Raw genomic sequence first — 11865 nt, 5'->3', positions numbered from 1 at the left:
AATACTTACACCGTATACCTAAGCCGCCGCCCGATACCAGACGACACCTTCGGAATCGGCCTCGGCCGTCGCCTGTCCGCGCGACAGCAGGCAGTTGAGATGGGCGATGCTTTCGCCGGTGGCCATGCCCAGCACCCACTGGTCGATCTTGCGGCGGAACAACACGTGGAAGACGTCGACCGCCCGCTTGGGCTCGGCGATCAGTTCCGAGAGCCGCGCCAGGCCCCGTTCATGGCCGGCGATCAGGTGATCGATGCGCGCGTGCAGGCCGTGGAACGGATCGTTGTGGGCCGGCAGCACCAGGACGTCGTCGGGCACGCGGGTCTTGATCCGGGCCAGCGAGGTCAGCCAGTCGGTCAGAGGATCGCCCGCCGGTTCGGTCGGGAAGACCGAGACGTTGGAGGAGATCTTCGGCAGGACCTGGTCGCCGGAGATGAACAGCTTGAGCTCCGGGCACCACAGGCAGGCGTGTTCGGGCGAATGGCCCGATCCCACCACCACCTTCCACAGCCGGCCGCCGATGGTGATCTCGTCCCCGTCGCTCATCCGCTGGAAGCTGTCGGGCAGGGCGTGCAGGCCCCGGCCGAAGCCGCCGAACTTGGCGCGGTAGTTCTCCAGCGCCTCCTCGTCCCAGCCGGCGGCCTTGTAGAAGGTCAGCGCGTCCGCCGGCGCCTCGCGGCCGGTGTCGGCGGCCAGCGAGCGGCACATCAGGAACTCCAGCCGGCTGATCCACAGCCGGCACTGGAACTTCCGCGTCAGCCAGCCGGCCATGCCGATATGGTCGGGATGCATGTGCGTCACGAAGACGCGCGTGACCGGCCGGCCGCCCAGGGACTCGGCGAAGGCCTTGCGCCACGCCTGCTGGGTGTCGGACCCGCCCATGCCGGTGTCGACGATGGCCCAGCCGCCGTCTTCCTCGATGGCCCAGACATTGATGAAGGCCAGGGAGCCGCCCAGCGGCATCCGCAGCCACTTCACGCCCGGGGCGACATCGATGGCCTCGCCGGGCCGGGGGCCGTGCTCGAAGGGGTAGTACAGCTTGGGCCGGGGCGCCTCGGTGATGGTCTCTTCAATTCCGTCGCGCACGGCGCCGCCCTCCTACTGCTCAAGGCGCCTAGTTTCCGACGTGCGGCCGGCGGGGGCAAACCCCGAATGCAGGCGCCGGCCCGCGGCGTTCACACCGGGTTCACGCCACGCTTGCCCTTTGACGGCCCTAAGGTTTATGTCGCCCCCAGAGGGAAACACCCAGGAGTATGAGGACCATGAGGCCATTCGGAATTGGGCTGGCCGCCGTATTGGCTATTCTGGCGTTCGCGCCGACGGCCGTCTCCCAGGGCAAGAAAGCCCCGGAAATCACCGAAAAGCAGCGCACCCAAGGCATGGCCGAGGCGCCCGCCCTGGCCCAGTCCGCCGGCGTCGCCTGCAAGATCACCGACGCGCGCTTCATCGGTAAGGCCGACGACAAGAAGGCCAAGACCTCCACCAGCTATTACGAAGTCGACTGCGACGCCGGGCTGGGCTTCATCGTCTCGGCCCCGGCTGGCGGGACGCCGTCCGTCTTCACCTGCGTCGAGGCCAACACCCCGCAGCCCGACGGCAAGCCCTCCAGCCTGCCCTGCATGCTGCCCGGCAACGCCGATCCGAAGTCCGACCTAGCCCCGGTCCTCGCCGCCGCCAAGGTGCAGTGCACCCCCGAGCAGGTTCGCGGCATCGGCCAGAGCGCCACGGCCACCTACCTCGAAGTCGCCTGCCAAGGTTCGGCCCAGGGCTACATCATCAAGGCCAGCACCCCCATCGACGCGGCCAAGCCGGTCGAGGCCACCGACTGCATGCTCTACGACGACGCCGAGAGCAACATTAAGTGCACCCTGCGCGACAAGGCCGCCCGCCTGTCGGTGATCGACACCTATGTCGCCGCCGCCAACAACGGCTGCACCGTCAAGGACAAGAAGTATATCGGCGTCTCGCAGACCGGTTCGGCCTTCTTCGAAGCCGCCTGCACCGACGGCAAGGGCTACCTTTACAAGGTCGACAAGGGCGTCCTGACCACCGCCTACGAATGCGCCAAGGCCACCATGGTGATGGGCGGCTGCACGCTCACCGACGCCAAGGAAGCGGTCACCGAGCAGAACGGCCTCTACACCAAGCTCGCCAAGGCCGCGAAGTTCGACTGCGAAGTCTCCAAGTACGGCCCGTTCCCGTCGGGTGAAGGCAAGGACGTGGTCGAACTGGCCTGCTCCAACCGTCCGGACGGGGCGGTCGGCATCTTCGGTCCGGGGACCAAGTCCCAGGTGGTCGACTGCGCCCGCGCCCCGATCGCCGGCTATCGCTGCAGCTTCACCAAGCCTGACGCCGGCTACAAGCTGGTCACGGCCGACCTGAAGAAGCAGGGCAAGAACGAGTGCGAGGTGTCCAACACCCGCGTGATCGGCCGGACGGCCAAGGGCACCACCTATTTCGAGGTGGCCTGCGCCGACGGCCTGAAGGGCTACATCCTCGAGTACCAGCCCGAGACGCTCGAGCCGATCTCGGTCATCGGCTGCGCCTTCTCGAAGGACTGCAAGCTGCCCGGCAACAGCTAGGCGCTTCGCGACGCTGAAACGAGAAAGGCCCGCGGGTTTCCCCGCGGGCCTTTTTCATTGGGCCGGTCGCCGGGCGGATTCGTCAGGCGTAGCCGACGGCGCGCTTGACGCTCAGGCGCGCGAACAGCCTGGCGAAGAAGCTCCGCACGGCGCGGGACGCGGCCAGCTGGCCTTCGACGTTCTCGAAATCGACAAAGAGCATGATCGTATCCTTTCGATGGATGCGATCTATGGTGCAACGCAGCAAAAATCAATGGTGCGGCGCAAAATAGCTTGAGCGTTGCACGCCCCGTCAGGCGGCGGACGGGCGCGACCTGGCCGGCAGAAACCTCGGATTGCGCAGCAGGGCGGCGCTGACCAGGGAGATCAGCAACCCCATCGGGAATATCTCGACCAGGGTCATGGGCATGCGGAACAGGGGATTGGCGTAGCTCCGGCGCATGGCGTCCATTTCGGCCGCGGCCTTTTCATAGGCGGCGCCGGTGACCCCCGCGGCGCGCTTGGCCTCCAGGGCGTGAGCGACGTACTGGTCCATGAAGCTGTAGCCGGTCGTGGCGAGATAGAACTCCCACACCGCGATGTAGGTGACTGAGGCGACGGCGGTGATGCCGAGGCCGAGGAGGAAGGCCCGGCGGAAGGTGATGACTCCGCCCGGCGCCTGGTCGCGATGCTGCTTCACCCCCACCAGGATGGAGGACAGGGCGACCAGCATGATGAGGTAGCCCAGCCAGGCGCTGCCGTGGTCGCCGCCCGAAGCGACGATGTTGCCGATGATGCCGGTGATGACGACGAGGCCCGAGATCAGGCCGTAGGTCAGGATGATGCGGGCCATGCCGATGGCTCCTCTGGGCGACGGCGGGGCATCGGCCGATCGTGCGTGATCCGCCGCTCAGGTCAACTAGGCGGCAGCTGGCCGTCAGGCTCAGGCGCGAACGCCGAACCGCTCCGCCGATCGACGCTTGGCCCTCTCAGCCTCGGTCTCGCGATCGCGCGGCGGCGCGTTGGTCTCCAAGGTGTCCAACAGACGCCGGCCCGCCAGGAACACTTCCTCGACCGCGGCGTTGAACGCCGCCTTATTGGCCTTGGACGGCGAGTTGAATCCGCTCAGCTTGCGCACGAACTGCAGCGAGGCCGCGCGGACCTCGTCGTCCGTCGCGGCCGGCTCGAAATTGTACAGTGTCTTGATATTGCGGCACATGTCGCTGCCTCCGTCGGTTCCTCAAGATAAGGGCCCAGCCCTCCGCCCAAAAGGGCGCACGCTAGATCGCCGCCTCGATGAACTTCGGGCCCGGCTCGTTCATGGCCCGGGCGAAGGCGTCGTCGAATTCCTCGGCGGTGGTGCAGCGCACCGCCGGCAGGCCCAGGCCCTTGGCCAGGGACACCCAGTCGATCTTCGGGTTTCCGAGGTCCAGCAGCTTGGACGCCGACGGGCCGGGATTGCCGGCGCCCGTGCGGCCCATCTCGATATTGAGGATGCGGTAGCTGTGGTTGGCGAACACCACCACGGTTACGTCCAGGTTCTCGCGCGCCATCGTCCAGAGGCTCTGGACCGTATACATGCCCGCCCCGTCGCCGTTCAGGGAGACGATCTTGCTGGCGGGCGCGGCCACGCCGGCGCCGATGGCCAGCGGCATGCCGATCCCGATGGCCCCGCCGGTCAGGGCCAGGACGTCATGCGGCTGGGCCGTTCCGCAGGGCACGGCCACACCGCCGCCGGAGGTCACCGAGTCGTCGCAGATCACCGCGCCTTCCGGCAGGTGGCGGGCGATGGAGGCGCCGGCCGATTGCGGGGTGAGCTGACCGGTGGGCGAGGCTTCGGCCACTTTCAGCGGCTGGACCGGGCCCGAGGTGGGGGCGCCCAGGGCGTCGGCCAGGGCGGTGAGGGCCGCGACCGAGTCCTCCTGCCGGGTGGAGAGGGTGAGCGTCTCGCAACCTTCCGGCACGAGCACGCTGGGTCGGTCGGGATAGGCGAAGAAGGCGACGGGAATGACCGTGCCGACATAGATCATCAGGTCGACGCCCGCGAGATCGGCCAGCGCCGCCTCGCCGAAATACTGCATGCGGCCGGGCTGGAAGATCCCGGCCCCGCGCGGCTGGCGGGCGATGAAGGTGTCGGTGAGGACGCGATAGCCGGCCGCGGCCAGGCGGCTGGCCTGGGCCAGCGCCGCGGCGCTGGTGGCCTGGCTGCCCAGCAACAGCACCGGCTTGGCGGCGCCCTTCAGGGCCTTCGCGACCCCGTCGATCGCCTCGCCCGACGGGGCGGCGCGTACCGGGACCTCAGCCTTCACCGGCTTGGTGGTGGTTTCCAGCCACGCGGCGTCGGCGGGCAGGATCAGGCTGACCGGACCACCGGGCGGGCCATAGCTGGCGGTGACCGCCTCGGCGGTGATCGCCGCCACGCTCTCGGGGGTGTCGGCGGACTTCACCCACAGCGAGTTGGGGCCGACGATGGTCGGGATGTCGGAATTGAGCGGCGCGTCGTACTGGCGGTGATAGGTGGCGTGGTCGCCGATCACGTTGATGATCGGCGTGAAGCCGCGGCGCGCATTGTGCAGGTTGGCCAGGCCGTTGCCGTAGCCGGGACCCAGGTGCAGCAGGGTGCAGGCGGGCTTGCCCGCCATCCGGCCGTAGCCGTCCGCCGCCCCGGTCGCCACGCCTTCGAACAGGCACAGCACCGGGCGCATGGCCGGCTGGCGGTCGAGGGCGCTGACGAACTGCATCTCGCTGGTGCCGGGATTGGCGAAACAGGCGGTGACCTCATTGGCCACCAGGGTCTCGATCAGGGCGTCGGCGCCGTTCATGGATGGTCCTTGGCTAACACTCAGATGCGCCGGTCGAGGCCTTCCCAGAACGGCTCGCGCAGCTTCCGCTTGAAGATCTTCCCCGAGTCCTCGCGGGGCAGCTCAGCGTGGAAATCGACGCGCTTGGGGACCTTGTAGCCCGCCATCCGCTCGCGCAGATAGGCCCGAACCTCGCCCTCGGTGAGTTCCGCGCCGGGGGAGAGCTGGACCACCGCGCAGACCGCCTCGCCGAACTCCTCGTCGGGAATGCCGAACACGCCGCAGTCGGCGACGCCGGGCATCTTGTGCAGCTCGGCCTCGATCTCGGCGGGATAGATGTTGGCCCCGCCGGAGATGATCATGTCCTTGGCCCGATCGCACAGGTAGAGGAAGCCGTCTGCGTCCAGATAGCCGATGTCCCCAGGCGCGATCAGGCCGACCTTCTCCGACGCCGCCCGCTTGGCGTCGTCGCCATGATAGGTGAAGTCGGCGATGCCGGCCGTGCGGGCCACCACCTCGCCGACCTCGCCAGGCGGCAGGCTGTTCCCCGCCGCGTCGATCACCCGCACGTCGGAGCCCGGCATGGCGCGGCCGACCGTTCCGGGATGGGCCAGCCATTCCTGAGAGTCGCAGAACACCACCGCCCCGGTCTCGGTCGCGCCGTAGTACTCGTTGATCACCGGCCCCCACCACGCGATCATCGCCCGCTTGATCGGCGCGGGGCACGGCGCGGCGGCGTGGACCACGAACTTCAGCGAGCTCAGGTCGTAACGATCGCGCACCTCGTCCGGCAGCTTCAGCAGCCGGCTGAACATGATCGGCACCATGTGGATGTGGGTCACCCGGTGGGCCTCGATCATGGCCAGCAGTTCTTCCGGGTCGAACCGCGCCTCCAGGACCACCTTGGCCCCGAGCCCCGCCATGACCATGCCGTAGGCGTTGGGCGCGGAGTGGTACATCGGCCCCGTCACCACGGTGACGATCTCGCCCGGACGGTCCAGCCAGTCGGCGAAGCCGAAGGCCCGGGCCAGCATTCCGGCGGTCGCGGCCGCCTGCTCTGGGGTCGGCGGCCGGCGGCGCACGCCCTTGGGGTGGCCGGTGGTGCCGGAGGTGTAGATGATGGTGCCCGGCGCGGCGGCGGCCGGGCCGTCATAGGGCGCGAAGCCCTCCAGCCAGGCGCTCCAGTCGGTCATGCCCGGCGGCACGGGGGCGGCGTCGATGCCGTAGGCCTGGGCGATCTCCGGCGGGGTGGCGACCACCAGGACCGGCGTGTCCTTCGGCAGGACCTCGCGAACCCCCTCGAGCAGGTCGGCGTGGATGACGATGGCCCGCGCCCCGGAGTTCTCGAACAGGTACTGGGCCTCGGCCGGGGCGCAGTGCCAGTTCACCGGCGTCGGATAGGCGCCCAGCAGGCTGGCCGCCCCGCTCGCCTCGAAGAACGGCAGGTCGTTGCGCAGGTAGATGGCGATGAGGTCGCCAGGTCCGACGCCCAGGGACGCCAGGCCGCTCGCCGCTCGCGCCGCCCGATCCTGCAAGGCCTCGCTCGAGAGCCTGCGCTCCCCGCTGACGATCTCGCCCATGGCTTCCTTCCCGCCCCGGCTCTGCGTCCGGTCCGGCCAGCCTAGTCTCGCCTCAGGGGAAGGTCATCACCCCGTCTCCCGGCGACTCGGCGAACAGCGCCTCGACGGTCTCGGCCCGACGGGACCGGGCCAGGGCCTGGGCGATATAGCCCTTGTCGGTGATCTCGCCGGCGCCGGCGTCCGGCGGACCGTCCAGCACCAGGGCGCGGCGGATCTTGCTCCCGGCGCCCTTGGCCCGGGCGTTGAGGCGCTCGATCCCCGTCCGGACGGACTCGGTCACCGTCGCACGGTCGAGGCTAGGGTTGGGATAGAACATCAGGCCGACGCCCTCGCGGCCCTCGCCGCAGACCACCGCGTCGGTGACGGCGTCGCCCACGGCGTCCACCGCGGAGATCCGCAGCTCGCCGACGCCCACGAAGGTGCCGCTGGCCAGCTTGAAGTTCTCCGACAGCCGGCCGTCATAGATCATGCCGCGGGTCGGATCGGCGTCGTCCACGAAGCGGGCGGCGTCGCCCAGCTTGTAGAAGCCGTCCTCGTCGAAGCTCTGGGCCGACAGTTCCGGCCGGCCCAGATAGCCGGCGGTGACCTGCGGGCCCTTCACCCGGAACTCCAGCTTGCCGGCTTCCGGGACCAGCTTCACCGAGGTCCCCGGCACAGGCAGGCCGATCATCCCCATACGGTCGTTCAGCCAATGGACGTTGCAGGCGGTGGGGCCGGTCTCGGTCGCCCCATAGCCCGAGGCGAAGCTGATCTTCTCGCCCACGGTGGCGACGGCGACCGCCTGGATGCGGTCGCAGAAGTCCTGCCCCAGCGCCGCGCCTCCGTACTGCAGCACGCGCACCCGGGCGAAGAAGGTCGCCGCCAGCTCCGCGTCCCGCTCCAGCTCGCCGGCGAACAGCATCCAGCCGGCCGGGACCATGTTGTGATAGGTGGTCGAGACCTCCTTCAGGTTCCGCACCGTCTCGCCGAACCGGCCCGAGGTCGGCTGGCCGGCGTCAATATAGACCGTGCCGCCGCGGTGGGCGGCCATGTGCAGGATCGAATTGGCCCCCAGGCTGTGGCTCCAGGGCGCGGAATTGACCATCACCTGCGGCTCGTCGTCGGCGAAGCAGGCGGCGATCTGGGCCGAGTTGACGGCGATGTTCCGGTGCAGGCAGATCACCGCCTTGGGCAGTCCGGTGGAGCCCGAGGTCAGCAGGTATTTGGCGTGGTCTTCTGGCCGGGCGCTGGCGGCGACCGGCGTCGATTTCAGCAATCGTTCGAAGGAGACGTCGCCGGGCCGGGCGTTGGCGCCGGCGATCACCGGCAGGCCGGCCAGGAACGGCGCCTCCAGGGCCCCTCGGAACAGCAGCGCGTCCTCGGCATAGACCGCGGCCGGGTGCAGCACCTCCACCGCATGGGCCAGCCGCGCCAGGTTCGCGCCCGGCAGGCCGTACTGCGGCGAGACCGGGGCCACCGGCATGCCTTGGCTCATGGCGGCATATTTGATCAGGGCATGGTCGATCCCATTGCGCGCGAGGATCAGCAGCGGCCGGGTCCCGATGACGCCCAACTCGCGCAGTCCGCCCGCCAGGGCCGCCACGGACTGGGCCGCCTCGGCGTAGGCGAGCTCCCGCCAGCCCTCGCCGGAGCGTTCGGCCAGCCAGGTCCGCGACGGGGCCTTGCCGGCCCAGGCCTCCAGGGGCTGGGTCATGGTGGTGAACGCGGTGGCGTAGGGCGTGGGATTGGTCAGAATCAGCTCGCCGTTCGGCCGGGCGTCCACGGTCAGGGCGCGGGGGGCGTAGCGGGCGTCACGGAACGGGGCGGTGGAAAGGTCGAGGGCGGCGTCCATTCCCTAGGCTTAGCCGCCCGAGGCGAGGGTCGCCAGCCTGCGTTCGAGGTAGAGCCGCTCGGCGGGCGCTGGACTGAGGTCGAGGGCCGCGCGATAGGCCTCCGCCGCCTCGGCGGAGCGCCCCGCCCGGGCGCAGAGCGCGGCCCTTGCCGCCTGATACGGCAGCCAACCCGTCAGCCGCGCCCTGTCCGCGATGGCCGACAGGGCCTCGAGCCCCGCCGCGGCGCCTTTCGCCTCCCCGACCGCCACGGCGCGATTGACCGAGGTGACGGCGTCCGGCCGTACGACCAGCAGGGCGTCGTAGAGCATGAGGATGTCGGTCCAGGGCGTGATCCCGGTCTCCCGCCGCGACAGGTGCGCGCCATGGATCGCCGCCAGGATCTGCCTGGGCCCGGTCCGCCGCAGGTTGGCCGCGCGGTCCAGCAGGCGCGCGCCGACCGCGATCAGGTCGCCGCGCCACAGGCCGACATCCTGCTCGGGAAGCCCGACCATGGCGCCGGCGGCGTCCAGCCGCGCCGGCCGCCGGGCCTCGGCGTAGCGGACCAGGGCGGCCAGGCCCAGCACCTCCGGCTCGTCCGGCATGAGCTCAGCCAGCAGACCCGAGAGCCGCAGCACCTCCTGGGCGAAGGGCGCGCCGTCGGCGGCCAGGGCGGCGTCCTCGTAGGCCTGGGCGTAGGCGATCTCCAGGGTGGCCAGCACCGCCTCCAGCCGCTCTGGCCAGGCCTCGCGGCGTGGGACTTCGAATGGCACCCCGGCGTCGCGGATCTTGCGCTTGGCCCGGGTGATCCGCTGCAGCATCGCCGGCTCGGCCATCAGGAAGGCCCGCGCCAGGCGCTCGGTCGACAGCCCGCAGACGATCTTCAGGGTCAGGGCCGCACGGGCGTCGACCGCGATAGCCGGGTGGCAGCAGACGAAGATCAGCCGCAGCCGCTCGTCGGGGACGGGTTCGTCGGCCGCCATCAGCAAGTCCTCCGGCGTCGGCGCCGGGGCGGGCGGGTCGTGGCTAGCTCGCTCGCGCACGGCCACGCGGCGTCCGGGGTCGAACGCTTTGCGCAGGGCCACGCGCCACAGCCAGGCGGCCGGATCGCGCGGAGCCTCGGCCGCCCAGGCCGTGAGCGCCGCGGCGCAGGCCTCGGCGAAGGCGTCCTCGGCCAGATCCAGGTCGCGCAGGCGGGCGGCCAGGGCGGCGACGACCCGAGCCCGCGCCGCCGTGATCGCGCGCCCCGCGTCCTCCATCAGTGGACGATCAGCGGCCGGACCTCGACCTTCGTGCCATCCAGCACCGGAATGCGCCGCGCGATGGCGAGGGCCGCGTCCAGGTCAGGCACATCGATGACGTAGTAGCCGCCGAGGTGCTCGCGGGTCTCGGCGTAGGGACCATCATGGACGGTCTTGACGCCGCCCCCCGTCCTGATGGTCGTCGCCGTTTCGACGCCCTGCAGGCCGGCGCCCTCCTTCTGCACGCCGCTGGCGCGCAGTTCGCCGGCCAGCGCCATGTGCTTGCTGACGATGTCCATCAACTTCGTCTGTCCGTCTTCGCCGTCATAGGCGTCCACGGCTTCGAAGATCAGCAGCATGTATTGCATCGGAAAATCTCCCTTCAGCGTGTCTTCTGAAGGGAGACGCGCCGCCCGGATCGGATTCGACAGGGCGCCCGCGAAAAAATCTAGCCCATCAGGGTCTCGGCGAAGCGCACCGGCGCGCCCCGGCCCTCGGCGACCACCTCGTCGTCGCGCATGACCACCTCGCCGCGGATGATGGTGGCCTTGGGCCAGCCCTTGGCTTCGAAGCCGTCGAAGGGCGTCCAGCCGGCGCGGGTGGCCATCATCTCGTGGGTGATGGTGCGTCTCGCCTTCAGGTCGACGATGGTGATGTCGGCGTCGTAGCCCACGGCCAGCCGACCCTTGTCGGCCATGCCGAACAGACGGTTGGCGCCATGGCTGGTCAGGTCGACGAAACGCTCCAGCGACAGCCGGCCCTCCGCCACATGGGTCAGCATCAGCGGCACCAGGGTCTGCACCCCGGGCATGCCCGACGGCGAGGCGGGATAGGGACGGGCCTTCTCATCCTTGGTGTGCGGGGCGTGGTCGGAGCCGAGCACGTCGGCGACCCCGGCGGCGATCCCGTGCCAGAGACCGGCCTGGTGGTAGGCGTTGCGGATCGGCGGGTTCATCTGGGCGTAGCCCTTCAGCCGCTCATAGGCCTCCGGCGCCGTCAGGGTCAGATGCTGGGGCGTGACCTCGACGCTGGCCACGTCCTTGTGGCCGGCCAGGAAAGTCATCTCCTCGGCGGTGGTGACGTGCAGGACGTGGATGCGTTTGCCCAGCGCCTTGGCGATGCGCACCAGGCGGTGGGTGGACTCCAGCGCCGAGGCCGCGTCGCGCACCTCCTCGTGGCTGGTCCAGTCGCCGGTGCGGGCCAGCGGCCGGCGTTCGGCCAGGCGGTACTCATCCTCGGAATGGAAGGCCGCGCGGCGGTTGACGTGGCGCAGAACCTGCTCGACCCCCTCGTCGTCCTGCACCAGCAGGGTGCCGGTGGAGGCGCCCATGAACACCTTGACCCCGCAGCAGCCCGGCAACCGCTCCAACTCGCCCAGGAACTGCGCGTTCTCGTGGGTGCCGCCCACATAGAAGGCGTGGTCGCAGTGCATGCGGCCCTTGGCGCGGGCGAGTTTGTCGGCGAGCGCGTCGGCGTCGGTGGTGGTGGGCTCGGTGTTGGGCATCTCGAAGACGGCGACCACGCCGCCCAGAACCGCCCCGCGCGAGCCGCTCTCCAGGTCTTCCTTCCACTCCAGGCCAGGCTCGCGGAAGTGGACCTGGGTGTCGATGACCCCCGGCAGCACGGTCAGGCCCTTGGCGTCGAACACCTTGCCGGCCGAGGCCTGGGATAGGTCGCCGATCTCGACGATCTTGCCGTCCCGCACACCCACATCGGCCAGACCGCGGCCGGAATGGTTCACCACCTCCCCGCCCTTGACGATGAGGTCGAAGGTCTGCGGCATGGGACGTCCTATTTCTGAGTTTGCGCCAACAGGTCCTTGGCGGCGGCGGTCACGTCGCTGACCGGCAGGTCCATCATGTGACAGAGCGCCT

General features: G+C 69.9%; 9 protein-coding genes and 1 pseudogene. 1 reads left to right on the top strand and 9 read right to left on the bottom strand.

Annotated elements, in window-relative coordinates; all coding sequences use genetic code 11:
* Nucleotides 1–18 precede the first annotated feature (18 nt).
* Nucleotides 19–1086: an MBL fold metallo-hydrolase gene (locus Q8Q88_RS02185; protein WP_305673559.1), complete on the bottom strand. Its 1068-nt coding sequence runs from the start codon at nt 1084–1086 to the stop codon at nt 19–21.
* A 176-nt stretch (nt 1087–1262) separates the two neighbouring features.
* On the opposite strand from Q8Q88_RS02185, the gene Q8Q88_RS02180 reads away from it, so the two are divergent.
* Nucleotides 1263–2582, top strand: coding sequence for a hypothetical protein (locus Q8Q88_RS02180; RefSeq protein WP_305673558.1), 1320 nt, complete (start codon nt 1263–1265; stop codon nt 2580–2582).
* A 292-nt stretch (nt 2583–2874) separates the two neighbouring features.
* Here Q8Q88_RS02180 and Q8Q88_RS02175 read toward each other — a convergent pair whose 3' ends face one another.
* The 8 genes and pseudogenes from Q8Q88_RS02175 to Q8Q88_RS02140 form a co-directional block, all read right to left on the bottom strand.
* Complete coding sequence (locus Q8Q88_RS02175; RefSeq protein WP_305673557.1) at nt 2875–3414, bottom strand: DUF4199 domain-containing protein; 540 nt, start codon at nt 3412–3414, stop codon at nt 2875–2877.
* Nucleotides 3415–3504: 90 nt separating this feature from the next.
* Nucleotides 3505–3780, bottom strand: a complete 276-nt coding sequence (locus Q8Q88_RS02170) for a DUF2277 domain-containing protein (RefSeq protein WP_305673556.1) — start codon at nt 3778–3780, stop codon at nt 3505–3507.
* 61 nt (nt 3781–3841) lie between these two features.
* The gene (locus Q8Q88_RS02165; protein WP_305673555.1) at nt 3842–5383 is read right to left on the bottom strand and encodes an acetolactate synthase large subunit; all 1542 of its coding nucleotides are present in this window, start codon (nt 5381–5383) and stop codon (nt 3842–3844) included.
* A 20-nt stretch (nt 5384–5403) separates the two neighbouring features.
* Nucleotides 5404–6948, bottom strand: a pseudogene (locus Q8Q88_RS02160) (acyl-CoA synthetase); the annotation flags it as partial.
* 46 nt (nt 6949–6994) lie between these two features.
* A complete protein-coding gene (locus Q8Q88_RS02155) occupies nt 6995–8773 on the bottom strand; it encodes a feruloyl-CoA synthase (protein WP_305673554.1) in 1779 nt (592 codons plus the stop codon).
* A gap of 9 nt (nt 8774–8782) precedes the next feature.
* Nucleotides 8783–10009: an RNA polymerase sigma factor gene (locus Q8Q88_RS02150; protein WP_305673553.1), complete on the bottom strand. Its 1227-nt coding sequence runs from the start codon at nt 10007–10009 to the stop codon at nt 8783–8785.
* Complete coding sequence (locus Q8Q88_RS02145; protein ID WP_305673552.1) at nt 10009–10359, bottom strand: YciI family protein; 351 nt, start codon at nt 10357–10359, stop codon at nt 10009–10011. Before Q8Q88_RS02145 ends, Q8Q88_RS02150 begins: the two co-directional genes overlap by 1 nt.
* 80 nt (nt 10360–10439) lie before the next feature.
* Nucleotides 10440–11774 (bottom strand): dihydroorotase, encoded by a 1335-nt coding sequence (locus tag Q8Q88_RS02140; RefSeq protein ID WP_305673551.1) that lies wholly within the window; start codon nt 11772–11774, stop codon nt 10440–10442.
* Nucleotides 11775–11865: the final 91 nt, after the last annotated feature.

It is taken from the genome of Phenylobacterium sp., from assembly GCF_030697925.1.
Taxonomy (GTDB): Bacteria; Pseudomonadota; Alphaproteobacteria; order Caulobacterales; family Caulobacteraceae; genus Phenylobacterium.
Note: the sequence above shows the minus strand (reverse complement) of the source record. Positions and strands in the feature narration are given on the sequence as shown.